This is a genomic window from Chloroflexota bacterium (genome assembly GCA_020161265.1).
Classification (GTDB): domain Bacteria; phylum Chloroflexota; class Chloroflexia; order Chloroflexales; family Herpetosiphonaceae; genus Herpetosiphon.
The window spans coordinates 251,521-276,910 of record JAIUOC010000002.1 but is presented as its reverse complement, the minus strand read 5'-3'; the positions used below and the strand labels follow the sequence as shown (position 1 = coordinate 276,910).

Genomic DNA, 25,390 nt, shown 5'->3' with positions numbered 1-25,390 from the left:
TAGGAAGCTGCTTATGCCAGTTCACAACGATCTTGAAGATACTACCGTGGACATGCTGTTTCGTGATGCATTGAAGCAAGAACTAACACATTCAGCACCAAAAGTGAGCTTACCCCAACGTATGAAATCTGCCCCCAGTTATGAGCCGCGCCTGCGTGGTGGCGGCCCTGGTGGCCAGCCCTGCTCAAGTTTTTATTTGCTATTTTATGTGATGAATTCATCACGAGCATCATGGAGCATTATGCCAGCCTAGGCCTTGCTCAATCAACCAAGCGTTTGAAAGGGGGTGATGGGTGACACTGCAAGTTCTCAGATCGTGTTGGTTTTCGGACTCTTTGAATTAAGGAGATAGCCTTCATGCTCAAACGTCGTTTGACCCGCTTATTGGCCTTAATGGTATTGACAGTACCAACCTTGGCCGCTTGTGGCGCTGGGGATGCAACTCCAACGACTGCACCTGCCGCTGCTACCGCAACGACCGCACCTGCTACTGGTGCTGAAGCAACTGCAACAACCGCTCCTGTGGCTGAAGCAACTGCAACAACGACCGAAGCGACCGCTGAGCCAGCCGCTACCGCCGGAAACGTCTTACGGGTACACCAAGTTGCCTATCCAGATGTCTTTGACCCACAGAAAAGTTCGTACAGCGCCGAAATCGTGTTGCTGTCGCAAAACTACGAAGGCCTAACTCGCCTCAATGACAAACTGGAAACCGTGCCTGGTGCTGCTGAAAAATGGGAATCAAACGCTGAAGGTACCGTGTTTACCTTCACCTTGCGCCCTGACCTCAAATACAGCGATGGTTCAGCTCTAACTTCAAAGAACTTTGCCTATGCCATCGAACGCACCTGTGACCCAGTAACCGCTGGCGAATATCAATCAATTTTGTTTGATATCACTGGTTGTGCCGATTTTGCGAGCGCAGTTGTAACCGATACTGCTCAATACGATGCAGCCAAGGCTGCTTTGGGCGTGAGCACTCCCGACGATAAAACCATCGTCATCTCAACCGTCCAAGCTGCTCCTTACTTGCCAACCATCGCTGGCTTGTGGGTGATGTACCCAGCTAAAGCTGAGTTGATCGAAAAAGGTGGCGAAAATTGGTGGAAAGATGCCAGCTTGCAAGTTGGTAACGGCCCATTCCAATTCAGCCGGATTGCTGAAGACCAACAAATTGACTTTGTACGGAACGAAAACTACTGGAACAAAGCCAAACTTGATGGCATCAGCATGATCTACATCGACGATTCATCAGTTGCTTTGGAAGCCTATCGCCAAGGTCAACTGGATATCTTCCAACCAGACCCAAGCCAAATTCCAGCCGTCCAAAGCGATGCTGATCTTGGGCCATTGTACATTTCATATCCAGGGGCAAACACCACTGGCTTGCAATTCAACACCACAACCGAACCATTCAACGATCCAAAGGTTCGTGAAGCATTTGCCTATGCGATCGATCGCGCAACCTTCTGCGAAGTGATCCGCAACGGCGACTGTTTGCCAACCCTGACTTGGATTCCTCAAGGGATTCCTGGTTATGATGCAACCGAAGATCGCTTTGCCTTCGATCCTGAAAAGGCTAAAGCTGCCTTGGCTGAATCAACCTATGGCTCAGCCGATAAGTTGCCAGAAATCACCTTTGCTTACAGCAGCAACGATACCGCTAACCAAGCTCGTCACGAGTTCTTGGCCAACACCTTCCGCGAAGTCTTAGGTGTTGAAGTTAAGTTGCAACCATTGCCAAGCAAAGATTTGAGCGCTGCCAAGAAAGATAACGCAACCTATCCTCAAATTTCATTGGGTGGCTGGATTCAAGACTATCCAGATGCTCAAAACTGGTTGAGCGTGTTCTGGAGCAGCAAAGCAACCTTTGCTCAACGCCAAGGTTACGGCAACCCTGCGGTTGACGAGTTCTTGACCAAGGCCGACACCAGCACCGACGACGCAACCCGCTTGGAAGCCTATGCGGCTGCCCAAAAGTTGATTGTTGGTGATTTGCCAACCGCCATGATGTACAACCGGGTCAACAAATATGTGATCAACCCACGGGTGAGCGGCTTCTCACAAACCGCCGCTGATGATCAATTCCCTGGCCAATGGACATCATACAGCATCGAAGTCAAGTAATAGCTTAACCTTCTGGGGAGCAGCGCGGGCCTGCGCTGCTCCCCACCAACCCTAGCTCCCACTTATTAATTCTTTGCAAGCACCCTGTTAAATTGCAATCAAGGCTCGCGAGGCAACACCCCGGCACGCTCTCGCGCCAATGGAGGCATGGCATGATTGGCTTTATAATTCGTCGCGTCTTGGCGATGATTCCGGTGTTGTTTCTCGTGGCACTCATTACTTTTTTTATGATGAAACAGGCCAAAGGCGGGCCATTTGATCAAGAAAAAGAAGTTGCCCCGTCAACGATTGCCCTGCTGAATCGCAAATTTGGCTTAGATAAACCCGCTTGGCTCAACTCGGCAGAATTTAATAATCGCTTGAGTGCTGAGGGCAACCCCTTTTCGGCGCTGCGCGGTTTGCTCGATAGCCAATTTGGCAACTATATGATAAATGCCGTCCAAGGCGATCTAGGCCCAACCTATGCTTCGAAAGGCACCGAAACAGTTCAAGATAAAATTAAAGAAACCTTTCCGATTTCGTTGCGCCTTGGCATGATTTCGTTGGCTTTTGCGCTGTTGGTGGGCTTTCCCCTTGGTATTTTGGGGGCTTTGCGCCAAAATACGATCTTCGATTACTTTAGCTTGATTCTCTCAACGATTGGGTTTTCAGTGCCAACCTTTGTGACTGGTTTGCTGTTGCTGCTGGTTATGAGCAAGGTATTTGATGTGGCTCCGATTAAAGATCCTTCGGTTTGGCAAGGTTTTAGTACTTCGTATATTCCACCAGCGATCATTTTGGGTTTAGGAACAATGGCCTATATTACCCGTTTGACCCGCAGTAGTGTGCTTGAAGTTAAACGCCAGGATTATATTCGCACTGCCCGCGCTAAAGGTCTCGGCGATCGCGTGGTAATTTTGCGCCATATCCTGCGCAATAGTTTGATTCCAGTGATTACGATTCTTGGGCCGGCAGTGGCTGGCTTGGTAACTGGCTCGTTTATTATCGAATCAGTTTTCCGTGTGCCAGGCATTGGCAGTGAATTTATTGGGGCAATCGGTAGCCGTGATTACTCGATGATTATGGGTTCAACCCTATTTTTCTCATTACTGGTTGCCTTGGGCAATATTATGGTAGACCTTTCGTATGGCTTGATTGATCCACGGATTCGTAACAGCTAGGAGACCCGAACGTATGGCAACCGCATCGAATGTGGCAGGCAAAAGCCCTGCCCAAGCTCAAGAATTTACGCGGCCTGTTCGGAGTCTTTGGAGCGATGCTTGGTTGCGCCTGCGACGCAATCGGTTGGCAATGGCAAGTATTGTCTATTTGTTTTTGCTGGCGCTGGTAGCAATTTTTGCTCCAGTTATTGCCCCGCATGCGCCTAGCCGCCCAACCTCAACCGAATTACGCGAACGAGGCACCTATCGTCAAGCTGCATGGGTAGTTGATGAGAAAAATCCGAAACGTAGTGGAGTTTGGAAATTTCCACTTGGCACCGATTCTGCTGGCGGCGATGTGCTCAGCCGTTTGATTTATGGCACGCGGGTTTCGATGGTTGTGGGTTTTATTCCCATGATCTTTACCCTGACGATCGGGATCACTATTGGCTTGATTTCAGGTTTTGCTGGTGGCAAACTCGATAGTTTGCTCATGCGTTTTACTGATATCGTCTTTTCGCTGCCCGATATCCTGTTCTTCATTATTGTGCAAACTGCCTTCAATCAAACCGCCTTTGGTAAAACCTTCAATGGTTTGTTATTGATTTTCTTATCGTTCTCGGCGGTAAACTGGGCCAGTGTTTCGCGTTTGGTGCGTGGCCAAGTGCTTTCATTAAAAGAAAAAGAATTCGTGGAAGCTGCTGAAGCGGTTGGAGTCCGACGTGGCTCAATTTTATTCCGCCATATTTTGCCCAACACGCTCGCGCCGATTATTGTGGCAGGCGCGTTTATTGTGCCAAGCGCGATTGTCACTGAAGCAACCCTGAGCTTTTTGGGGATTGGTATCCAGCCTGATACCAACCCCAATAATCCGTTCCCTACCAGCTGGGGCCAGATGATTTTGGAAGGTAAGTCGGCGATTGATTCGCAACCATGGATTCTGATCGCGTCGGCGATTGCAATTGCTTCAATTACGATTGCCTTTGTGGCTTTGGGCGATGGTTTACGTGATGCGCTTGATCCCCGTCAATAGATCAAGGCAAATTGCTCGACATCATGAGGAGCATATATGGCTGAAGCACCCTTGCTTGAGGTCAAAAACCTACAAGTTCAATTTAAAACCGCTGATGGTGTGGTCAATGCTGTCAATAATGTTTCATTCTCGGTTAATCGTGGCGAAACCTTAGGCATCGTCGGCGAATCTGGCTCAGGCAAAAGCGTGACATCACTTTCGATTATGCGCTTGATTCCTTCGCCTCCAGGCAAAATTGCTGGTGGCCAGATTTTATTCGATGGCGATAATCTAGTCGATTTTAGCGAGTCGGAGATGCGTAAAATCCGTGGTAATCGGATTTCGATGATCTTCCAAGACCCCATGACTTCGCTCAATCCGGTGCTACGAATTGGTCGGCAGATGACTGAATCGCTGCAATTGCACATGGGGATGACTCCCAAACAGGCGCGAAACCGCGCCATTGACTTGCTCTCAATGGTTGGGATTCCGGCTCCTGACAAACGGCTTGATGATTTTCCACATCAATTTTCTGGTGGGATGCGCCAACGGGTGATGATCGCTATGGGTCTTGCTTGTAACCCTGAGCTGTTGATCGCCGACGAGCCAACGACAGCACTCGATGTAACTATTCAAGCGCAAATTCTCGAATTGCTTAACCGTCTCAAGAACGAGACCGGCACGGCGATTATTTTTATCACCCACGACCTTGGGGTTGTAGCGGGCATGACCGACCGCGTGATTGTGATGTATGCTGGACGGGTGGTCGAACAGGCCTCAACCAACGAGCTGTTCCATAATCCCCGCATGCCGTATACCATTGGCTTGCTTGATTCGATTCCACGGCTTGATGGAATTCAAACGCGCCTTACGCCAATTCCAGGGTTACCACCGGATTTGTTGGAGAAAACCGAGCGTTGCCCATTTGCGCCGCGCTGCGATTTTGTGCAAGAGCAATGCTGGAGCGAAACGCCGAGTTTGCGCCAAGTTGCGCCTGAGCATACCGCTGCCTGTTTATTCGAGATTGATCGTGAACAGCGCCAAGCGATGGCCGCCAAGAAAATTGCCGAAGAACAAGCCGCCTTGGATGCTGCGCTTGAAGATGTTTTAGCCCACGAACAGGCATCGTAGAACCAGAGGAAGGCCAAATGGCAGTACAAAATGATACTCTGCTCGATATCAACGGCTTAAAAATGCACTTCCCTGTCAAATCCAACGGTTTATTACGCCGCACGATCGGGGCAGTTAAGGCAGTTGATGGCTTGAGCTTTTCAGTCAAACGTGGCGAGACGCTGGGCTTGGTCGGTGAATCAGGCTGTGGCAAATCGACAACTGGGCGGGCAATATTGCAGTTGCATCGCCCAACCGCTGGCACGGTAAGCTTTGATGGCAAGGATTTGACCAAACTCAACGGCGAGGCTATGCGCCAAATGCGCCGTAAAGTCCAGATTATTTTCCAAGATCCCTATGCTTCGCTCAACCCGCGTATGACCGTTGGTGATATTGTAGGTGAGCCAATTCGGGTGCACGGCCTGCGCACTGGCAAAGAGGTGCGCACCCGGGTTGAAGAATTGCTGCGGGTGGTTGGTCTCAATCCTTACTTTATCAACCGCTACCCACATGAATTTTCGGGTGGTCAACGCCAACGGATTGGGATTGCCCGCGCCTTGGCGGTCGAGCCAGATTTTATCGTCTGCGATGAGCCAGTTTCGGCGCTTGACGTGTCGATTCAAGCCCAAATTATTAATCTGCTGCAAGATTTGCAGGGCCAATTTGGCTTGACCTATCTGTTTATTGCCCACAACCTGAGCGTGGTCAAGCATATCAGCGATCGGGTGGCGGTGATGTATTTGGGTAAAATGGTCGAGTTGGCTCCCTCAAAAGAGTTGTATGCTAATCCGATGCACCCCTATACTCAGGCTTTGCTCTCAGCTGTGCCGATTCCCGATCCTGAGGTCGAGAAGCAACGCCAGCGAATTATTTTGCAAGGTGATGTGCCCAGCCCACTTAATCCGCCGACTGGTTGTCACTTCCATACGCGCTGCCCAATTGTGATCGACAAATGCAAAGCCGAAGATCCGCCGTTCCACGATTATGGTGGCGGTCATTTTGTGGCTTGCTGGCGGGCAACTGAATCGCAAGAACAAATGAATTTGAAGTTGCAATAGCTGAGGTTCGGGGTTAGGGATCGGAAGGTTGTTCACTTCGATGCTTGTTGAGCCATAAAAAAAGCCCCGCTCTTAGGTTGAGAGTGGGGCTTTGGGCATTTATTCTAGATTGCCGAGGCGAGCATCAAGGTCGTCGAGGGTGTGAGCGAGGTTGACCGTGCGCCAGCTTTTTTGGGGGTGGGTCAAACGCTTGCCATTGGGATCGCTCTCTAATAATGAGTGCAAGGTATCGGCATCGTCGCTAGCAAACAAGTGATGTAATTCTTTGGCGACGCGTTGGCGGCTGATTTGAACGCCGTGTTTGGCCAAAATCACCTTGTAATCTTGATATTTGTCGGCTAAGCGAATTGTGGCTGATTCGTAGCCATGGCGAGCTAGCAACATGCGCTCATCGTAATGCAACACATGTTCAGCAAAGACAATCGCATCATCGGCGCGTGGCTCGATCAAAATAATATCAACATCGGGGTGTTGCTGGCGCAATTTTTTAATGTGATAGTGCAAGCCAGCCTGAATAAAGGTGCGAAATACCTGATTGCCAATCGCCTGAATGCCAGCGTCAGCGATGCGGCTGCCAAGCTGATGTTTCCGATTATCAAAGGCCACCAGTGGATTGACACAGACAATCAGTTTTGCCCCACGATCAATCGCCACATCGAGGCTGGCTGTGCCGCGCACCCCACCATCAATATAATCAACCCCATTGATCCGAACTGGCTCATAAACGATTGGCATGGCGCTGGAAGCTGCAACCGCCGCTGAAATTGGCACATTGCGCAGGTTGCCTTCGCCAAACACTGCGCGGTCACCGCTATCCAGCTCAGTTGCCACGATATAAAGCTCGCGCTGTAACTCAGCAAAGTGGTTGCTACCGCGCTCAGTCAAGAAATGGCGCAGATAGCGCTCTAAGCTGTTGGTTGAATAAATGCCATTGGGCAAGCCTTCGAGCAACTTCCAAGCCCAATCGAGGGGAGCAAAATCTTGTGGGCGACGCAAAGTTTCGATTGCTCGTTGGGCCAATAGGCGTGGCAAACGGCGACCACGCTTGATCAAGCCGCGCAAATTGAGCGCCAGAATTTGGTCGCGTTGTAGTCGTTTGGCATCGGGCAAAGCACCTTCGAGAATGCGTAGCAACTCGCGGGTGGTGATGCCATTCGCCAAGCACGAGCTAATCAGGCTGCCAGCACTTGTGCCAACATACATATCGAAATCGTTGATGCTTAGGGTTGTGAGGAGATCATCGATGGCACGGAGAGCGCCAATTTCGTAAACGGCACCAGAGATGCCACCACCAGCGAGGACAAGAGCGCGTTTGGATGGGGTTGATTTCTTCATTGATCGTGGCCTCATTGCCATTGGCGATAAATCAGCAAACGAAATGGTGAAACGAAGATTGATTATTTATCGTGCAACAGTTGCTCAACTAAATTGGCTAGTTGCTCAACTTGGCTTTTCAAGCGTTCAACATCGGAGCGATCAGGTAGGTTCTCGGCGTGGGCATGGCCCGAATCTTTGAGTAATAATTGGCCCATATGTTGACAGACATCTTCGCTAATTTTGCCTTCATCGAGCAAATGTTCGAGGCGTAAGCGAATTTCGGCATCAACAATTTGGCTCCCGCCCAGCGATTGAAACAGATTCCGGCGCATTTGCGAGAGCGTCTCGCCGCTGGTTTGAATCAGATCAGACAAAATCGGAATTGGCAGCGAGCCTGAACGGCGGCCTTTGCTATTGAGCAGAATTTGCGATAAGGTTTGCACCGTCAAATCTTCGCCAGTCACATTATCGACGACCCGAACATCACTGCCTGCCCGAATCAACTTGGCAATGCCATGCAGGGTAATATATTGTTTGGCATTGGTATGATAAAGCTTCCGATTGCCGTATTTCTTAATTAATTCCACAACGCCTCCTACGATCTGAATTGTGCTGCGGGAAACTCATTATAGCACGGTCGTTGCGGGTTGCTGTGCAGTGCGTCATATATTAATAGTGTACCCCCAAATTGGCTTAAAAAGCCGCTAAAACCACTTGGATCGTGGCCTTTCTCATACTACAATACAGCATAAGACCTTAGGCTTGAAACTTGTGTTGTGAGGATCGTTATGCCTCGGAAATTGAAATGGCCACTCGCTGGCGCATGGCAACGCCGCTTGATTAAAGCAACTCGCCGTAAAGATGTAACGCTTGAGCAATTTCCGGTTGGCTTGGTTTGGTTTCAAGGCGCACAGGTTTTTTTTAATCAAGCAGTTACGGCGATGATTGGCTATAGCAATGCTGAAATTACGACGACTGAGCAATGGTTTAGTACCTTGTATGGCCCTGAAGCTGCCAGCATGCGCCAATTGTATGCAACAACTGCGGCAGCAGCCTTAGGCCAAACGATTCATGGTTTTGTGGTAAATCGCCAGAATCAAAGTTGCCTTTTAGAATGTACGTTGGCATCCAATGGCCATCGTCAGGTTTGGTTGGTACGCGATATTAGCGAGAGCAATCGGCTTGAGCGCTTGATGTTGCAAACTGAACAAACCGCCCGCGTTGGTGGCTGGGAGATCGATTTACGTACCAATCAGGTATTTTGGACGCGCGAAATGTATCATATTTTGGATACTACAGCCCACGAATACACGCCCACAATTGAGAATCAAAATTTTTTCCATACCAATGCGACGCTAATCCAGCTTGAGGCGATTTTTCGCCAAATGATCGAGCAGCGTGGCTCGTTTGATATGAGCGTGGAAATGCGGACGTTTCGGGGGCGCTCGTTCTGGGGGCGTTTTACTGGGCGAGTTGAGCTAGAGTTTGACCAGCCAATCAAAATTTATGGCTCGCTGCAAGATGTAACTGAGCACCATCAATTAACTGAGGCCTTGCGCGTGGCCGAGCACGACTATCGCACAATTTTTGAAACCACCAAAATTGGCATCTTCCGCATTACTCCCGATGGGCGGGTGTTGCGAGCTAATCCGGCGTTGGTGCGCTTGGCAGGCTTTGCCCATGAGCATGAATTGGTCGATTATGTGGCCGATTTAACCACGATGTATGTTGAGCCGCAGCGTTTTGAATATTTGCGTGAGCTGCTGCAAACCGATGGCTCGTATGATGAAATTGAATCAGAAGTTTATCGGCCTGCTACGGGCGAACGAATTTGGATCAGCGAAACCTCGCGTTTGGTGTATGCTGAGGATGGCTCGATGCTCTACGCCGAAGGCACGATTCAAGAAATTACGGCACGCAAACAGGCCGAAGAGGCTTTGCGCCATGCCCGTGATGCTGCTGAAGCCGCCAATCATGCCAAAAGCACCTTTTTGGCCAATATGAGCCACGAGCTGCGCACGCCACTGAATGCAATTATTGGCTACAGCGAATTGCTGATGGACGATACTGATTTTGATGACCCGACGATGGTTGAGCAGTTTCGTCATGATATTGGCCAAATTAATGATGCAGGCCATCAATTGCTCAATTTGGTCAACGATGTGCTTGATTTGGCCAAAGTTGAGGCTGGCAAATATCAAGTTGCTGCCGAAACCTTTGATCTCAACAGCCTTGTGCGCGATTTGATTGCCACAATTAACCCAATGGCCCAGAAAAATGCCAATAGTCTTTACTTTGCACCAAACAAACATCTGCCGTTAATTCATACTGATCGCTCGATGTTGCGCCAGATTTTGCTGAATTTATTGAGCAATGCCGCCAAATTTACCAAAGCAGGCAGTATCAACATCAGCGTCAGCTTTGATCCGGCTAGCCAGCATGTGCAATGTCGGGTGCGCGATACCGGCATTGGCATGAGCAATGAGCAAATGCAACGCTTGTTTGAGCCATTTACCCAAGGCGATGCCTCGACCACGCGGCGCTATGGTGGCACAGGTTTGGGCTTGGCACTTTGTCGCCATTTTATCGAACTCTTGAACGGCTCAATTCAAGTTGAAAGCGTTTTTGGTCAAGGCTCGATCTTTACCATCGTCTTTCCATGCTTGGTTGAGGCGATTGATTAGGCAAATTGCTACATACTTTGGTAATTTAAGCATGCTGGCTGAGGCCTCTAGCGGCAAGCAATTTAATAACCTTTTGTGCACTTTGTACAAATAGCGTGATTTAAAGTTTGGATAGAATACACAAGTTCTGGTGTGATGGGATTGCGTATAATGCGACCTGTTGAATGGATCGCGCGTTCCTTGGCAAGATCCCAAAACTTTCCCAAGCACAATACTAAACCACCATGCTCGCGGGACACCGAGTATGGCTTTGTTAGTACAAAGGATGACACACCATGACACTTCGCGATTTTCTCGAAATTCCCTACGAAGAGTTGGAAGAACTGAACCTGGCTGCTAAAGCTCAACGGGTTGCTCGCACGCCATTAGACAAGTTGCAAGAAGAGCGCATGCGTTATTTGAACGACGAAAAACGCATCAAGGCTGTGACCGTCTGTTTCACCGACCTTGAAGGCCGCTTGCATATGCTCGATTACGACAAGAAATTCTTGTTGAAATCAGCTGATAACTTGACCTTTGATGGCTCCTCAATCCGTGGCTTCTCACAACAATCAGAATCCGACTTGCGCTTGGGCATCGATTGGGGTGCATTCTATTGGTTGCCAGCCGATATCTTTGGGCCTGGTAAAGTCTTGGTGTTCGGCCAAGTGTTGGAACGCGATGGTTCGGCCTATCCTGCCGACTTCCGCTCACGCTTGCAAGCCTACACCGCTGAATTATTTGCCAAACAAGGGATTGTTTGTAACGTTGCTAACGAAATTGAAGGCTTCTTGTTCAAGGGCCGCAACGCCGAGCAACACTACCGTGATACTGGCCACTTCGAATTTGTGAGCACGGGTGGGTATTACAACTCATTGCCAGGCGATCCACTGCGCTTGTTTATCGATGCTGCTGCTGAAGCACAACGCGCAATGGGCTTTGCCAATGAAAAAGATCACCCAGAAGTTGCGCCTTCACAGTTCGAAATGAACTACTCCTACACCGAAGCCTCAGTCGCAGCCGACCAAGTGTTGCTGTATAAATTGATTTGTCGCCAATTGGCCTACAAACTCGATTTGACCGCCAGCTTCTTGCCCAAGCCAGTGACTGGTGTCAATGGTAGCGGGATGCACACCAACATGTCGTTGGCCAAGGGCGATACTAACTTGTTCTATGATGCTAACGGCGAAGAAGGCCTTTCAGAATATGGCTGGAGCTATGTTGATCGCATTTTGACCAGTGGCTTGGATCTGTGTTTGTTGCTGAACTCCAGCGTCAACTCATATCGCCGCCTCGACCCACACTACGAAGCGCCAAACCAAATCAAGGCTTCGGCGATCGACCGTGGTTCAATGGTGCGGATTCCATTAGGTAATGCTCGTTCAGCTCGGATCGAAGTGCGTTCGATTGCTCCAGATGCCAACCCACACATGGCAATTTACTCGATCTTGAAGGTTGGTTTGGAAGGGCCAAAGGCTGATACTTCAGTTCGCAAGGGCGCAAAAGTATTGCCCGACAACATCTACGATGCAATTGATGCCTTCCAAGCAAGCGAAATTATCGCTTCAGTCTTGGGCGAAGAAATTCAATCCAAGTATGCTGAATTGAAAATTGCTTCGGCTGATCGCTGTCCACATCGCTTGGGCACGTTGATCAAGCGCTCGGAAGTTCAATTCCATCACGAAGTAACCAACCAATTCCTCTGGAGCAAGTTCTAATTCTTGGTTCGAGGTTAAGTCAACGCCCAGGGCATTTGCTCTGGGCGTCGCTGTTTTAAGGATTTTCATGCCCTCACCCCTTCGACCCCTCGCCCGCCGCTGTGGGCGAGGGGTCGGGGGTGAGGACACGTATCTATTTGCGAGTATAGGGCAGCCAAACATGTTCGGTGAAGTTTTCGGGTGGGATGGTTGGGCGTGGGGTTGGGCTAGGGGTCGGGGTGGCCGAGCCAGGCGGAGCCATATAGGGAAATTGCTGGGTTCCGGTGCGAATTACATCATCGCCAAGCACAATATTTTCGTCAACAATCATATTGCCATACACATCGGTGGTGCGAAAGCTGTAGGGGCCAGTACCCATGCCCGCCTCGGCAATAAAATAATTGAAAATAAAGCGTGGAGCAATTTTATACGCTGCTTGGCCCATGCGATATTCAAATTTGGCAATTGCATTGCGATGATTGCGTGGCTGCACCGCCGTCCACCATTGGCTGCTGCCATCTTTGAAATGATAACTAACCTTGCCTGTGGTGGCTGGATTGCTGATCAACTGCCAACTGATTGGCACAATGCCCGTAACTCGATTGGCGATCCGGTCGAAGGCTTGCGGGCTAAGGTCAATATGACCAGTTTGGCATTCAGGGCAGCGGTCGGTAATTTGAACTGTGACCGATCCCAATGGGCCTGTAATTTTAACGAACGCGCCACAATAATCGGCTGTAGCGTAATCGGGGTTATTCATGGCCCCAAATAGCAAATCGCTGGGCACAGGAATACTACAATTGCCCAAACCAGTGGCGGTGTAATAGGTAGCTTGGCCTTGGCGAATGGCCCAAGGATTGGTGATTGTGGCCGGATGTTGGGCAAAGCTCTGTTGTTGCCAAGCATAGCTGCCAAGCAAAACCATGAACAAACTTACAAACAATAGCCAACGTACAGCATGAGTGCGAACAAGCATACAACCTACCTTTAACTAATAATTAATAGTTGCCACTCTACGCAATGCGGTGGTTGCTGTCAAGTTTGGTTAACATCAAAACAGCACCACCCTTTGATGGGTGATGCTGCGAGCAAAGCAAATAGTGAATTTAGGCGTTAGTTTGAGCGATTGGTTTGAACCAATTTAGTTTTAAGCCTAGCCAAACGACCAAAGTTGCCAAGCCAATGCACAAGCCGGCGACAATAAAGACCAATTGTGGCCCTGATATATCGAACATATAACCACCAGCTTGGGTTGCCAACAATGGCGACAAACCACCAGCGATTGCACTAATCAGGCCTTGCGCGGTTGCCAGCAAGGTGGTTGGAATGCGCTCGGTAATCAGGCGAATGATCGCGACCGAGTACAAGCCAAATCCACAAGCCCGAAACATGCCAATTGGAATTAACATCCAAGCTTCGCTCACCATGCCGCTGCCAATAAACCCCAGTCCAAGAATCAAGGTTGATGCGGCCAGCGTTTTAGCTGTGCCAAAGCGTGCGATCACCCGATCGGCGTTGAGCATTACTGGGACTTCAGTGCTGGCGATGACACATGGTAAAACTCCTAGCATGATGGTGCTACCGCTGATCCGTTGGATGAGGTTGCCATCGAACATTGAAACCATGCTGAAGGCGGCCCCAACCAAACTCGTGATCACCACAATTGCGATAAAAGCGGCATCACGGGGCGCTTTCGCCGATTTGGTGGCAGTTTTGCGCAATTCAGGCGTATGATCAAGGCTATTGGCCACGATCGCAACCAAGCCAGTCATCAAGCCAGTCAAAATAAACATGGTTGGATAGCCCGTTTTGGCCCACCAAATGCCACCTAATAATGAGGTGACGGCATAGCCAACCGAACCCCAGAGCCGCAATTTGCCATAGGCCAGTTGATGACGCACGGCCATACCTGCAATCATGCTATCAGCCAATGGCGCAATTGGCCCGCGTACCACTGCCAAAACGACCATCACTGGCAAGATTGTAAAGAAGGTTGTTGGAAATGCCAAGGCAATTTGGCTTAAGCCCGTTAAAGCCAACATGCTTAGGAGTAACTGCACATGCCAGCCACGTCGATCGGCTGTTGCACCCACCAATGGGTTGAACAACAGCACTGCTAGCGGGCTAATTGCCCCAAACATGGCTATTTGTTGCCCACTTAAGCCAAGGTTGGTGAAATACACATTAATGAATGGAATATACATCCCAACACTTGACCAAAAACATAAATAGTACAAACTACCCCGAACCCCGGGACGTGCATTCGACCGCCAGAGCGCCAAACGGCTGCCCATACGCTGACTCCTCATAGATTCCAACAATATGCCAACGCGTGAAAGGAAGCCATGCTGGGTATTTTGCGCATACAACAAAGCTGGCGAGTGCTACGCCTGCCTCGCCAGCTTCATTGCCGCGGTTTTGCATCTGTAGATTGCAAAAAAACGAGCGCTTTCTAGAGCGGCTCGTTTTTGCAAAGCATGGGTCTTACTTCACTTCTGTAACGATACAGCTAATTTCTGAAATTGCAAGTATGATCATATGATAACGTTCGAGTAGTCCTATATCCCCCAAACAGGTGATGGGATAGGCAAGCAGGATTTTGCTGAGGTCGCGTTGCTGATTAACGCCTAGACAGCTATGGTACAGTATGCAAGCTATCATCATACTTTCATTGCGAAAGGACATTGCTGTCATGACTGGTCTGCGTCGGCTTCTTGGTCTACTCGTTTTAGGATTGTTGGCGCTAGGCCTGCGTCAACCGACTACTCAAGCGGCTCCCAACGATAGTTTACACCTCACACTAGGCAACCCTAGCAATGCTGTGGCTGATCCATTAGTGCCAAATAATTATTTAATTGAACGCACGCAGTATGCCTTGGCCTATCAGCGCGATGCGGGAATTCCAGCCTGGGTTAGTTGGCACTTGGAGGTGCAAGATTTGGGCAGCACTTCGCGCGGCGATTTTGCGGTTGATACCAGTTTGCCCAGTGGTTGGTATCGCGTCGCAACCAGCGACTACAGCGGTAGCGGCTATGATCGTGGCCATATGACCCCATCGGGCGACCGCACAAGCTCGCGAGCAGCCAACGATCAAACCTTTATCATGTCGAATATTATTCCTCAAGCGCCCGATAATAACCAAGGCCCATGGAACGATTTGGAAAACGATAGTCGTACCTGGGCACGCGCTGGCAATGAGTTATACATTATTAGTGGTGGCTATGGTACGAAAGGCACGATTGCTAGTGGTCGGGTGTTAATTCCCGCGGTAACGTGGAAGGTGATTGTGGTGCTGCCTGTGGGGAATGATGATGCCAATCGTGTGGCCGCCAATACCCGCGTAATTGGGATTTGGATGCCGAATGATCAAGGAATTCGGAGTAATGCTTGGGAGCAATATCGGGTCAGCGTCGATTATATTGAAAGTATGACTGGCTACGATTTTCTCTCGAATGTACCAACTGCGATTCAAGCGATTGTTGAAGCTCAAGTTGATGGTTCGCCAGTGGTAACCGTCACACCTGGAACGGTTTCGCCAACTGCTACCCGCACGCCAACCGCAACGCCAACTGCGACCCGTACCGCTACCCCAACGGCGACGGCGAGCGCAACTGCTACCCCAAGCAATACGCTTACCCCAAGTGCGACAGTAACCACAATTCCTAGCGTAACCCCTTCGATGACTGCCAGTGCTACGCCTTCAGTTAGCGCAACCGTGGTTATTCCTCAATATCATTCATTCCTGCCCTACGTCACTCAATAACTAAAAAAATGCCGCATCCTGCTAGCGATACTCCTAGCAGGATGCGCTTGTCGAGCGGTTCATCAGGCAGCCAATAACTCAGTTAAGGGCTGCTCGATTTCGGCAAGATTGAGCCAATAGAGACCAAGATTGGCGTGTGGATTCAGCAGCGTAATTAGAATATGGCTGTGAATTGGCCGAATCAGACACAAGCCTTGCGCCGTCCGAATAATGCTTTCTTCGGTTTGGCCTAGGGCGGCACTTGCCGCAACTTTATCGGCAATCCGCAGCCATGGGCTACCGATTGCTGCAAGTTGCTCAGGATTAATCGCTTGGGGCAAGGTTGAAACCAGCAGATCGCCATTGGCAGCGATTAATGCTGTGCCAATCAGATCGGTGCTATGATGGGCTAATTGCTCAAATAGCGCTTGCACCTCAGCTGATTGATCAAAGTTATCGGGCGTAATATATTCTTTTTGGACAGAGCTAGCGGTGGGAAGTGTACCACCCAAGGCGGTCATGATGCGTTGGATTGATTCTGGTTTATTCATGTTGTAACTGTCTACTATGTGATGGCTTGAATGATCTAAGGCGTTGCGGAGATGGGCGGGTAAGTTGGATTGCTGTGATACAAGCAAAACGACAGGGCCAGTAATCCAGGGCTGGATTTGGTCGGCCAATGTGAGCATAGCTGCATTATCGTTGATTGAATCGATTAACACAATACAGCTAGTTACGGTTTGCGCAAGGTCGTGCAACACTGGGCTAGCACTCGCGGGGATGCCATACCAGACTGAACGCTGTTCGGCGTAGTCTAAATGGCCTATATCCATGGCGATGCTTTGCGAGCTTGGCATGCTCGAAAGCTCAAGCTCATGGCTGCTCCATGTATCACAGATTTGCTGAATAAACTGGGTTTTTGGTGCTGCTTCAGCGCCAACGACTAAGATTCGCTGGGTTGTCATGGCTACGATGCTCCTGTATGATCGTTGGTGTTGAGCCTGAACTGCATCTAGTGTGCAGCTAAAAATAGCATTTGTAGACAGTCTAGATCAATTTCCTAACAAAATTGCTTACGTAAGCAAACTAATCACCTACGTTGCAAAAAATCTACCCTAAGCGGTAGATTTTACCAAATATGGGTTGCACCATATAGGGGATGGCACAAAGATTATGCTTATGTTAAAGTTTTGTTATTGATTATAGGTTGATTGCTGAATCGCAATTTTAGCTATCTATAGAGCAAGAAGCTTGCCAACGAAAGTTTACTATGGTAGTAACACTCCAAATCCAACACGCATTAAAACAATCGACAAATCCTGCACATACGATCGATTTATTGAATGTATGGGCCGCAAATTTACGCCACACCGATTTAGCGCAAGCTTGGAAATTAAATTATCAAGCCGAACATCATGCTCGTAATGGCATGTTTGCCCATACTCCTTATTATCAAGGTTTAGTTGAATGTTGGTATTGGCGTGGTAAGTTTTATAGTGTGCATAAAAAATATGCCGATGCACTTGGTTGTTTTTATAAAGCAATCGAATATTGTGATTATGTTGATGATGCATTGCTTAGCTTTGAGAATCAGGCTGCTTGCTATTACCAAGATGCGCCCGATCAGTTTATTGAAAATCGGGTAGATAAATTAGCATTACATAATATTCTTGGCGTAACCTTAGCCTTGCAATCGCAGCTTGATGCAGCTCTAGAGCATTATCTGATTGCTGAAGAAATTGCGATTATGCACCAAAATGAATGGATGCAAACAATTCTTAATAGTAATATTGCCTATTTATATCGTGTGCTTGAGCAACCTATCGAGGCCGAAAATTATTTGCAACGGGCTTTTCAGCGCTTACCTGAAGCTTTAGAAACTCAAGCCCAAAAACGTTTGTATGCCACGATGCTTGATAATACTTGTTGGGTTGCACTTGAACATGGTCAATTGTACGATGCTTTGATTTATGCCAATGCCAGCTTGGAATTGTATCAAGCCCTGAATTGGTCGCAGGGCATTGTCGAGGTTTTGAATATTTTAGGGGTGGTTTATCAGCGATTTGATCAAGCTGAACGGGCCATGGCCGAGTTTGAAGCTAGTTTTGAGTTGGCTCAGCGCCTTGGCTTTCAAGAGGATATGATCTTTTCATTGATCCAGCGTGGTATGCTAGTAGCAACCCAACCGGATTACACCCAAGCCTTAGCCTTGATTCACGCTGGTTTGGCTTTGGCCTTGGATACCGATGATCTTAGCCAACAAGCCTTGGCTCATAAAGCCCTAGCCGATGTCTACGAACAAACCAACGCTTGTGCCGAGGCCTTGCACCACTTCAAATACTACCATCAGATTCGCGAAAAGCTGTTTAACGAGCGCTCAGATCAACGGTTACGGCTATTGCAAGTGACACATCAAGTACTTCAGGCTCAACATCAAGCACGGTTTTATTATCAAAAAACACAGGAATTGGTGGCTGAGATGCAAGAACGTGATCGCCAACGAATTGAATTGGAACGCTTGGCAACGATCGATAGTTTGACTGGTTTATACAATCGTCGCCATTTTTTAGGCTTGGCTCAAAGCTTGTTGGAACAAGCTTGGCAGGCTGGCAATGCTTTGGCTATTTTGCTGTTTGATATTGATCATTTTAAGCAAATTAACGATCGTCATGGCCATCATATTGGCGATCAAATGCTGCAATTGGTGGCCACAACGGCCCAAGCAACCTTGCGCCAATCTGATTTGATTGGGCGGTATGGCGGCGAGGAATTTGTGGTGATGTTGACGCGGGTGAGTAATGCCGAGGCGCTATTGGTGGCCGAACGCTTGCGCAGCGCGATTGAGCAGCAGATATTAACTTACAACCAGCAATCGATTACGACTTCGATTAGCCTTGGTTTGGCGCTGAGCTACCCGCACGCTGAAATTCCCTTGGAGCGCTTGATTCAACAAGCCGACCATGCGCTCTACCAAGCCAAAGCTGCTGGCCGCAACAATGTGCAACTCTATTCAGCCTAAAATAGTAAAAGCGCTCCTAGCATTAGGAGCGCCTTGATTTAGGCAGTTTGTTCGCTGCGCCGTTTGGCCGCATCTTCGCGCCAGAGGGTGATAAACAAGCCCACTGCGCCAAACGAAATCGCCATATCGGCAATGTTAAACACTTGGAAAATTGGCAGCGGAATCAAATGAATCATATCGACCACAAAGCCATAGATAAAGCGATCGATAACGTTGCCCAAGCCGCCAGCAATAATCGCCGCCACTGAAATTTGGCCAAGCAAGCCCGCCTCGCCAAACCATGTGCGTGAACGAATCAGCATAAAAGCAATTACGCCCAGCGCCATAATGCCAAGCAGCAGCGAATTATTTTGCAAAAAGCCAAACGCCACGCCACGATTTTCAACATAAACCAGCCGTAAAATGCCAGGAATTGGCTCGTGGCCTGGATTGCCCAAGGGTGTAAGCGTGTCGAGCGCCCACCATTTGATCCAGCGATCAAGCGCCAAAATTGCTAAAACCATCATTCCAAGACTTAGATAGCGTTTGGTTAATTTCATAATTTGGTTAAAATTTCCGGATCACCAGTGGTGATCGCTAGTTGATGTTCAAATTGAGCCGAACGTGAGCCATCGGCAGTTTTGGCGGTCCAGCCATCGCGCAGCAAGCGGGTGCGGGCCGAGCCGATGTTGACAATTGGTTCGATTGTCAGCGTCATGCCTGCTCGCAGTTTTAGCCCTTTGCCCCATTCGCCAAAATTAAAAACATCGGGTGGTGTTTCATGCATTTTGCGACCAATGCCGTGGCCGGTGTATTCGCGCACCACCGAAAACCCTTGGCTTTCGGTGTATTCTTGCATTGCTGCGCCAATATCGCCGATGGTTTTGCCGGCGCGGGCTTGGGCAATCCCACGCCACATCGCTTCCTCGGTTACCTTCATCAACTTGGCGCTTTGCGAATCGAGCTTGCCTACCGCGTAGGTTACACACGAATCGCCATGCCAGCCATCTAAACATGCTCCAATATCGATTGAAACAATATCGCCATTGCTCAGCCGCGATTTATCGGGAATGCCATGGCACACCACATCGTTAACCGAGATACAGGTTGAGGCTGGAAAACCGCCATGGCCTTTGAATGATGGCGTTGCGCCATGATCACGCAAAAATTGCTCGACCCGCTGATCAAGCTCAAGCAAGACTGCTCCAGCCACCACATATTCGCGCAACATGGCATGAGCTTGGGCAACCAATTGGCCGGCTTTGCGCATTTCATTAATTTGCGATTGATTGTAGATTCTGATTGCCATTGTTTAAAGCACCGTTAAAATATCTGGTTCGCCATCGGTGACCGCTAGTTGATGTTCAAATTGCGCTGAGCGTGAGCCATCGACCGTTTTGACTGTCCAGCCATCTTTGAGCAAGCGCGTGGCATAGCTGCCAACGTTGACCATTGGCTCGATTGTGAAGGTCATGCCTGCCCGTAAGCGCAAGCCTTTGCCCCACTCGCCATAATGTAAAACGGTTGGTGCTTCGTGCATGTTGCGGCCAATTCCGTGGCCCGTGTATTCGCGCACAACCGCAAAGCCTTGGCTTTCAGTATATTCTTGGATAGCTGCGCCGATATCGCCAAGCGTGTTGCCAGCCCGCGCTTGGGCGATGCCTCGCCACATGGCTTCTTTGGTTACATCCATCAATTTTTGGCTTTGAGCGTCGATCGTGCCAACTGGATAGGTTACGCATGAATCGCCATGCCAGCCATCGAGAAACGCTCCAATATCGATTGCCACCAAATCGCCATCTTTTAAGCGCGATTTATCAGGGATGCCATGGCAAATCACATCATTAATTGAAATACAGGTTGACGCTGGAAAACCCTTATAATTTTTAAACGATGGGGTTGCGCCATGTTCACGCAGATATTCCTCGACCAATTGATCGAGATCAAGCAAAACTGCGCCAGGAACAACATATTCGCGCAGCATGGCATGAGTTTGGGCAACCAAACGGCCTGCATTGCGCATTTTTTCGATTTGTGTGCTGTTGCGTAAAACGAGTGTCATGTGTTTATTCCCCAATCCATGTACGCCAATCGTCGCCAACCAAGCCACGATCCCGCGCAGATTGCATGGTCTGGCGGCAGGCACAGGTTGGTGCTGTGGGCAAATGTTGTGCAACGCTTGCAATTAATGTATTGCCAAGTTTACTGGCGGCTGTGCCGACAATCCCGACAACAGCGTAACATAATTCTAATTCTTTCGCGAGGTAGGCCGCTGGTGCTGCGCTGCGACTCAGGCCATGAGCTTGCCATGTTTGGGCGGCCTCAAGCGTGGTGTCGGCCTCGCCAACCGCCAGTGTACCACGACTAAACACCCGTTGGCTGATGCTTTGGGCGGCGGTTAATAAACTAGCTCGCAAATCGGGACACCAAACTAGGTTCTGGCCAATAAAGCCATAGCCGCGATTGCGAAAAAAGGTCGATGACCGTTGCTGGGTCAAATCCACCAGTTGGTCGGGAATTAAGATATCATCAGGTTGCAGCAAGCCATCGCATGGCAGCATGCTGACCGCTTCGATAATCCAAGTGACCCCTTGCGATTTAGCGGCATAAATCGCGGCATGCGGATTTGGTTCATCGAGCAAAATTGCTAAGGAGCCGCCAGCGCTGCTTTTGGTGGCAAACATTGCCAAACCAAATGGGGTATTGAGTGAGGTTATGGTAAAGCTCATTGGGTGCTCACCTCGTTAGTTGCCAACAATTGCTCAGCAGTCGCTAGCACAATTTGCAGACAGGTTTGGGCGACTTCGACTCCAAAGAAACGTGGTGCGCCAGTGCTAGGTTCCACGCCTGTGGCAAAATTGGTTACATAGGCCAACGAGGCAAATTTAATGCCCAATTCGTAGGCCAATAATACTTCTGGTACCAGCGTCATGCCTACCACATCGGCCCCAAAATTGGCCCAAGCCCGAATTTCGGCAGCGGTTTCTAGGCGTGGCCCTTCTGAGCAGGCATAGGTGCCACAATCGAAGCTGCGAGCTTGATAGCGTCGCGCCTGCTGGTAAAGCACGCTGGCGCTGGCTGGGTCAAACACCCGCTGAGCAATCTGCCAAGCATTGGCGTTGGGCAGATCGCCAGCAAAATTGATCGGGCGGGTTTTGGTGCCATTCAGCACATGGTTGAGCACGACCAAATCGTGCACTTGCAATAATTGATTGATTGCCCCGACCCCGTTCCAGCTAAGAATCTGTTGATAGCCCAGCTCTTTGGCAGCCCAAATATTGGCGCGACTATTGACGAAAGGCGGCGAAACATCCAAGCGACCCCAACCGTGGCGCGAAGCAAGGCCAATTTTGCCTGCAAAGCGCTCTGGTTGATAGATCGAGCCAGCCGTGCCGTAGGGCGTTTCGATCGTTTGGTAATTGCCAGCTCCTAGCGTGGCCTCAAGCTCAAGAAAATAAGTTCCCGTGCCACCGAGCAATAAAATCATGCGCCCCCCAAATACATTAAATCATCGTCATCATCATGCTCATTGCTCGGCGCTGATTCATCCAAAAACTCATCATCAGCATACTCGATTAGGTGACCAGTAAATTGGCCATTCAAGCCAAAAACTAAGCCAATACAACCAAAACTGATCGCATGCGGCAGAATCGTCAAGAAATCAATCCCGCTGCTTTGGCCTGTCCAACGGGCATGCACTTGAATCACGACGATTAAAAATTGCGTAGCCAGCAACGCGGCGATAGCGCTGGGTGGGGCGCTGGGCAAGCCATCCCAAGCATCGCGACCAGCCTCAAGTGCTCGCCAAGCAATAAAGCCCGCCATAATTAATAAAAACCAGCCAGTCCAGCCATCTTCGGTAAAGAGAAATTGGAGTAGGCCACACCAAACTACAAAAAAACCACCGAACACTAAGCCGAGCACTAACATCAATCCAGTTACAATTATATGGGCGGCCTTGCGCTGTTGCATGCTGCTCTCCTATAACGCCATCACAGCTTCACGTAAGGCCTGAACCAAGCGTGGGTCGCCCTCGATGCTGATATTGGCGGCACTTTTGCGGCCAAATAAATACAGCAAAATCTCACCTGGCTCACCAATTAATTTAACTGCTGCATCGTTGGGGTTCGCTTGGCGCGGCAATCCAGTGCCAACCTGAAAGGCCAAGGACTTGCCATTGGGCCGAACGAGCGCAATAATTCCAGGCGTTTTGAACGAGCGCAACATCATGCGAGCATTAATATGCAGCAATTTCCAAATTAAATCTTGGACTGCTGGCGGCGAGACACGGGGTTTATTCAAGCCAGCGCGGCGTAAATCTTCGTTATGTACCCACTGCTCAACAAAATTAGCCAAAGCTGGGCCAGGTAAGCGAAACGCTACTGGTGGGCCATTGCGCAGTTTTTGCAATAAGGCAAACCGACCTTGCTTCAAGGCCTGTTGCATCAAATCGTCGGGGTGCAAACCAAGCTTGCCTTTGGTCGATTCGGCGAAAATAAAGCGCACAGGCTGAGTTTCGCGGGCGACCATATGCGCCACCAAATGCGTGACAGTCCAGCCTTCGCAAAGCGTGGTGGCCTGCCATTGTTCTTCAGTTAACGATTCAAGTAATGCCACGGCATCAGCGCGTTCTTGTTTAAGCAATTGCGAAGCATTCATGGCAACTCCAAGCACTAAAATTCTCAAGATATTGTATCATGCTTCACATTGTATCGATGGCTAGAGGCTAGTTAAAGCTGTTTGCGAATAACAATAATTAAGCCTTCCACGACCCGCGATTGTTCGCCAGCAGTTTCGGGCAAACCGCGTAGCACCACAATTGCAATAACCAAGAGAATTAATAAGGCTAGGCCAATTGAAATAATCGAAATTGGTTGCATGGTGGCTGCGGTCGGTGTTTGTGGCGCAATTATTAGTTGCGCTGGTTGTGGCTGGCGCGGTTTTGAGGGCGTTGACAGTTGGGCGGCTTGAGTTACGGTAGTTGGTTGATCGAGGGCGGTTAGGCGTTTTTGGGCAGTTTGGTTTTGTGGTTCTAGAGCCAAAACCCGCTGTAAACATTCGCGCTGGCGCTCTGGCTCGTGCACTACTTCGCTGAGCATCAGCCATGCCAGAACATTCAGGGGTTCCTGTTGAATGACCTGGGCTAGATGACCACGGGCACGGGTGAGATCGCCGCTGAGTAAGGCTGCTTGGGCTTGATTGATTAATTCATTCATACAATTGTACCTATTTGGTTAAAAGAGCAGCAGTATTTTAACCAAAAAACCATGCCTAAATTGCAGCAACTTAGGCATGGCCGAATTAATCGATGCTTATTTATGCACCAACGCGGTTAATCCACAGTTGCGGGTTGCGAATTTCTTCGAGGGTTGGCAACATTGCTGGGCCTTCCCAGACGCGGGCAGCTAAGTCCTTGCCACCATGATCAGCAATTGCATTAACGAAGCGTTCGCCTTGTTCGTATTGCTGCATTTTGAGGCTCATACCTGTGATCCGATTGAACAATTCATCGAAGATCGAGCGTTTTTCTTTGCGATCGCTCATGCGAGCTTCGATCTGCTCGAAGTTTGGCAGAATTTCGCGGCCAACCGCATTCATAATGTGGTTGCTATAGCCTTCGACCAACGACATCAGGGCTTGGAGTTCACTAAATACTTGGCGTTGGGTTGGAGTCAACAGCTGCTCCATCCAATGGCCATCGCTGGGCGTTTTGCTATTGCTGAAAATGCGGTTGATGAAGTTGCCAACGCCATTGCGCAGCGCATCGAGTTGGCCGCCAAGCTCGTTGAAATAGCGCTGAATCAAGTTGCTGAAATGGTCGCGCACCCAGCCATAAGCTTCAAACTCATAGGCATGGGTGGTTTCATGCAGCGTAATCCACAAGCGGAAGTCATGATCATCAACGCCCAAACCTTGTTGCACGCGGGCAATATTTGGCTCAACAAAATAGAGCATGCCTGGCTCGGCTTGCGGCGAAAGCAAACTGAGATCATATTGACCTAGCACTTTTCGCGCTAAAACCCCAACCATTGCCCCAACTTGTGCGCCGACAAACGCCCGATTGATCGCATTGACCGAGGGATTGCGGCCTGCATTTTGAGCTGCTTGGCGATAAAGTTGCTCAATTGGCTCAAACAAGCGCTCAAATGAACGCAAATTGGCATCGATCCACTCTTTGCGATCAACGACTTTGACCCGCGAAAGCGTTTCGGGCAGCTTGACATTCAAATAATCGTCGATTAAGGGTTGGCTACGCTCAACCATTTGATCGTATTCGGCTTGGCGCTCAGCTCGATTGATCACGGGATGCTCTTGCCATTGCGAGACTCGCAGGGCGATCATGCGGGCAACTGACCAATCGATCAGTTTTTGCGGGGTTGTATAATCGTAGATTTTTTGGCCTTGTTGGCGGGTTTTATTGGCGAGATAGCGTGCGCCAGCGCCTGCGGCGGCACTGATCAATAGCACACTCCCAAGTTGCTTAATTGATAAACGTTTTGTCCTCACGTTTCGACATCCTTTCCGCT

The 25,390-nt window shown here is 49.4% G+C and carries 24 protein-coding genes; 10 read left to right on the top strand and 14 right to left on the bottom strand.

Features of this window, described 5'->3' with window-relative positions; all coding sequences use genetic code 11:
* Positions 1-13: 13 nt before the first annotated feature.
* The 6 genes from LCH85_05495 to LCH85_05470 all read left to right on the top strand — a co-directional run bounded on the left by LCH85_05495 (position 14) and on the right by LCH85_05470 (position 6,446).
* Positions 14-253 (top strand): hypothetical protein, encoded by a 240-nt coding sequence (locus LCH85_05495; GenBank protein ID MCA0351430.1) that lies wholly within the window; start codon positions 14-16, stop codon positions 251-253.
* A 104-nt stretch (positions 254-357) separates the two neighbouring features.
* A complete protein-coding gene (locus tag LCH85_05490) occupies positions 358-2,127 on the top strand; it encodes a peptide ABC transporter substrate-binding protein (GenBank protein MCA0351429.1) in 1,770 nt (589 codons plus the stop codon).
* 152 nt (positions 2,128-2,279) lie between these two features.
* Positions 2,280-3,287, top strand: a complete 1,008-nt coding sequence (locus LCH85_05485; protein MCA0351428.1) for an ABC transporter permease — start codon at positions 2,280-2,282, stop codon at positions 3,285-3,287.
* A 13-nt stretch (positions 3,288-3,300) separates the two neighbouring features.
* Positions 3,301-4,299, top strand: a complete 999-nt coding sequence (locus tag LCH85_05480; GenBank protein ID MCA0351427.1) for an ABC transporter permease — start codon at positions 3,301-3,303, stop codon at positions 4,297-4,299.
* Positions 4,300-4,335: 36 nt separating this feature from the next.
* Positions 4,336-5,409, top strand: a complete 1,074-nt coding sequence (locus LCH85_05475) for an ABC transporter ATP-binding protein (protein MCA0351426.1) — start codon at positions 4,336-4,338, stop codon at positions 5,407-5,409.
* A 17-nt stretch (positions 5,410-5,426) separates the two neighbouring features.
* Entirely contained in the window at positions 5,427-6,446 is a 1,020-nt protein-coding gene (locus LCH85_05470; GenBank protein ID MCA0351425.1) for a dipeptide ABC transporter ATP-binding protein, read from the top strand.
* Between the two features lie 99 nt (positions 6,447-6,545).
* On the opposite strand, the gene LCH85_05465 is transcribed toward LCH85_05470, so the two are convergent.
* Together LCH85_05465 and LCH85_05460 are read right to left on the bottom strand one after the other, a co-directional pair.
* Positions 6,546-7,781, bottom strand: coding sequence for a patatin-like phospholipase family protein (locus tag LCH85_05465; GenBank protein ID MCA0351424.1), 1,236 nt, complete (start codon positions 7,779-7,781; stop codon positions 6,546-6,548).
* 62 nt (positions 7,782-7,843) lie between these two features.
* A complete protein-coding gene (locus LCH85_05460; GenBank protein MCA0351423.1) occupies positions 7,844-8,350 on the bottom strand; it encodes a polyhydroxyalkanoate synthesis regulator DNA-binding domain-containing protein in 507 nt (168 codons plus the stop codon).
* Between the two features lie 201 nt (positions 8,351-8,551).
* On the opposite strand from LCH85_05460, the gene LCH85_05455 reads away from it, so the two are divergent.
* Positions 8,552-10,447, top strand: a complete 1,896-nt coding sequence (locus tag LCH85_05455; protein MCA0351422.1) for a PAS domain S-box protein — start codon at positions 8,552-8,554, stop codon at positions 10,445-10,447.
* 275 nt (positions 10,448-10,722) lie between these two features.
* A complete protein-coding gene (locus LCH85_05450) occupies positions 10,723-12,144 on the top strand; it encodes a glutamine synthetase family protein (GenBank protein ID MCA0351421.1) in 1,422 nt (473 codons plus the stop codon).
* Positions 12,145-12,277: 133 nt separating this feature from the next.
* On the opposite strand, the gene LCH85_05445 is transcribed toward LCH85_05450, so the two are convergent.
* Positions 12,278-13,099: a hypothetical protein gene (locus tag LCH85_05445; protein ID MCA0351420.1), complete on the bottom strand. Its 822-nt coding sequence runs from the start codon at positions 13,097-13,099 to the stop codon at positions 12,278-12,280.
* 130 nt (positions 13,100-13,229) lie between these two features.
* Positions 13,230-14,417 carry an MFS transporter gene (locus LCH85_05440; GenBank protein MCA0351419.1) on the bottom strand — a complete coding sequence of 396 codons (1,188 nt, stop codon included), beginning with the start codon at positions 14,415-14,417 and terminating at the stop codon, positions 13,230-13,232.
* Positions 14,418-14,815: 398 nt separating this feature from the next.
* Between LCH85_05440 and LCH85_05435 the strand changes: the two genes are divergently transcribed.
* On the top strand, positions 14,816-15,886 hold the full coding sequence (locus LCH85_05435) for a DNA/RNA non-specific endonuclease (GenBank protein ID MCA0351418.1): 1,071 nt from the start codon (positions 14,816-14,818) through the stop codon (positions 15,884-15,886).
* Between the two features lie 62 nt (positions 15,887-15,948).
* On the opposite strand, the gene LCH85_05430 is transcribed toward LCH85_05435, so the two are convergent.
* The gene (locus tag LCH85_05430) at positions 15,949-16,830 is read right to left on the bottom strand and encodes a hypothetical protein (protein ID MCA0351417.1); all 882 of its coding nucleotides are present in this window, start codon (positions 16,828-16,830) and stop codon (positions 15,949-15,951) included.
* Between the two features lie 305 nt (positions 16,831-17,135).
* On the opposite strand from LCH85_05430, the gene LCH85_05425 reads away from it, so the two are divergent.
* On the top strand, positions 17,136-18,884 hold the full coding sequence (locus LCH85_05425; GenBank protein MCA0351416.1) for a GGDEF domain-containing protein: 1,749 nt from the start codon (positions 17,136-17,138) through the stop codon (positions 18,882-18,884).
* Between the two features lie 38 nt (positions 18,885-18,922).
* On the opposite strand, the gene lspA is transcribed toward LCH85_05425, so the two are convergent.
* The 9 genes from lspA to LCH85_05380 form a co-directional block, all read right to left on the bottom strand.
* Positions 18,923-19,423 carry a signal peptidase II gene (lspA, locus tag LCH85_05420; protein MCA0351415.1) on the bottom strand — a complete coding sequence of 167 codons (501 nt, stop codon included), beginning with the start codon at positions 19,421-19,423 and terminating at the stop codon, positions 18,923-18,925.
* Positions 19,420-20,172, bottom strand: a complete 753-nt coding sequence (map, locus tag LCH85_05415; protein ID MCA0351414.1) for a type I methionyl aminopeptidase — start codon at positions 20,170-20,172, stop codon at positions 19,420-19,422. The genes lspA and map (LCH85_05415) overlap by 4 nt, the downstream gene beginning before the upstream one ends.
* Positions 20,173-20,175: 3 nt before the next feature.
* On the bottom strand, positions 20,176-20,925 hold the full coding sequence (gene map, locus LCH85_05410; GenBank protein MCA0351413.1) for a type I methionyl aminopeptidase: 750 nt from the start codon (positions 20,923-20,925) through the stop codon (positions 20,176-20,178).
* 4 nt (positions 20,926-20,929) lie between these two features.
* On the bottom strand, positions 20,930-21,592 hold the full coding sequence (locus LCH85_05405; protein MCA0351412.1) for a hypothetical protein: 663 nt from the start codon (positions 21,590-21,592) through the stop codon (positions 20,930-20,932).
* On the bottom strand, positions 21,589-22,350 hold the full coding sequence (locus LCH85_05400; protein ID MCA0351411.1) for an MTAP family purine nucleoside phosphorylase: 762 nt from the start codon (positions 22,348-22,350) through the stop codon (positions 21,589-21,591). The genes LCH85_05405 and LCH85_05400 overlap by 4 nt, the downstream gene beginning before the upstream one ends.
* Positions 22,347-22,835: a hypothetical protein gene (locus LCH85_05395; protein MCA0351410.1), complete on the bottom strand. Its 489-nt coding sequence runs from the start codon at positions 22,833-22,835 to the stop codon at positions 22,347-22,349. Before LCH85_05395 ends, LCH85_05400 begins: the two co-directional genes overlap by 4 nt.
* A gap of 9 nt (positions 22,836-22,844) precedes the next feature.
* Positions 22,845-23,522: a maleylpyruvate isomerase family mycothiol-dependent enzyme gene (locus LCH85_05390; GenBank protein ID MCA0351409.1), complete on the bottom strand. Its 678-nt coding sequence runs from the start codon at positions 23,520-23,522 to the stop codon at positions 22,845-22,847.
* Positions 23,523-23,593: 71 nt separating this feature from the next.
* The gene (locus LCH85_05385; GenBank protein ID MCA0351408.1) at positions 23,594-24,079 is read right to left on the bottom strand and encodes a hypothetical protein; all 486 of its coding nucleotides are present in this window, start codon (positions 24,077-24,079) and stop codon (positions 23,594-23,596) included.
* Between the two features lie 100 nt (positions 24,080-24,179).
* Complete coding sequence (locus tag LCH85_05380; protein MCA0351407.1) at positions 24,180-25,370, bottom strand: zinc-dependent metalloprotease; 1,191 nt, start codon at positions 25,368-25,370, stop codon at positions 24,180-24,182.
* Between the last annotated feature and the right edge of the window lie 20 nt (positions 25,371-25,390).

Bases quoted from the DNA above. Each gene is read 5' to 3' on its own strand.
- map (MCA0351414.1), bottom strand. From the start codon at position 20,172: ATGGCAATCAGAATCTACAATCAATCGCAAATTAATGAAATGCGCAAA.
- LCH85_05430 (MCA0351417.1), bottom strand. From the start codon at position 16,830: ATGACAACCCAGCGAATCTTAGTCGTTGGCGCTGAAGCAGCACCAAAA.
- LCH85_05400 (MCA0351411.1), bottom strand. From the start codon at position 22,350: ATGATTTTATTGCTCGGTGGCACGGGAACTTATTTTCTTGAGCTTGAG.
- LCH85_05455 (MCA0351422.1), top strand. From the start codon at position 8,552: ATGCCTCGGAAATTGAAATGGCCACTCGCTGGCGCATGGCAACGCCGC.
- LCH85_05480 (MCA0351427.1), top strand. From the start codon at position 3,301: ATGGCAACCGCATCGAATGTGGCAGGCAAAAGCCCTGCCCAAGCTCAA.
- LCH85_05390 (MCA0351409.1), bottom strand. From the start codon at position 23,522: ATGAATGCTTCGCAATTGCTTAAACAAGAACGCGCTGATGCCGTGGCA.
- LCH85_05440 (MCA0351419.1), bottom strand. From the start codon at position 14,417: ATGGGCAGCCGTTTGGCGCTCTGGCGGTCGAATGCACGTCCCGGGGTT.
- LCH85_05405 (MCA0351412.1), bottom strand. From the start codon at position 21,592: ATGAGCTTTACCATAACCTCACTCAATACCCCATTTGGTTTGGCAATG.
- LCH85_05470 (MCA0351425.1), top strand. From the start codon at position 5,427: ATGGCAGTACAAAATGATACTCTGCTCGATATCAACGGCTTAAAAATG.
- LCH85_05450 (MCA0351421.1), top strand. From the start codon at position 10,723: ATGACACTTCGCGATTTTCTCGAAATTCCCTACGAAGAGTTGGAAGAA.
- LCH85_05435 (MCA0351418.1), top strand. From the start codon at position 14,816: ATGACTGGTCTGCGTCGGCTTCTTGGTCTACTCGTTTTAGGATTGTTG.
- LCH85_05475 (MCA0351426.1), top strand. From the start codon at position 4,336: ATGGCTGAAGCACCCTTGCTTGAGGTCAAAAACCTACAAGTTCAATTT.
- LCH85_05490 (MCA0351429.1), top strand. From the start codon at position 358: ATGCTCAAACGTCGTTTGACCCGCTTATTGGCCTTAATGGTATTGACA.
- LCH85_05495 (MCA0351430.1), top strand. From the start codon at position 14: ATGCCAGTTCACAACGATCTTGAAGATACTACCGTGGACATGCTGTTT.
- map (MCA0351413.1), bottom strand. From the start codon at position 20,925: ATGACACTCGTTTTACGCAACAGCACACAAATCGAAAAAATGCGCAAT.
- LCH85_05445 (MCA0351420.1), bottom strand. From the start codon at position 13,099: ATGCTTGTTCGCACTCATGCTGTACGTTGGCTATTGTTTGTAAGTTTG.
- LCH85_05465 (MCA0351424.1), bottom strand. From the start codon at position 7,781: ATGAAGAAATCAACCCCATCCAAACGCGCTCTTGTCCTCGCTGGTGGT.
- lspA (MCA0351415.1), bottom strand. From the start codon at position 19,423: ATGAAATTAACCAAACGCTATCTAAGTCTTGGAATGATGGTTTTAGCA.
- LCH85_05425 (MCA0351416.1), top strand. From the start codon at position 17,136: ATGGTAGTAACACTCCAAATCCAACACGCATTAAAACAATCGACAAAT.
- LCH85_05485 (MCA0351428.1), top strand. From the start codon at position 2,280: ATGATTGGCTTTATAATTCGTCGCGTCTTGGCGATGATTCCGGTGTTG.
- LCH85_05385 (MCA0351408.1), bottom strand. From the start codon at position 24,079: ATGAATGAATTAATCAATCAAGCCCAAGCAGCCTTACTCAGCGGCGAT.
- LCH85_05395 (MCA0351410.1), bottom strand. From the start codon at position 22,835: ATGCAACAGCGCAAGGCCGCCCATATAATTGTAACTGGATTGATGTTA.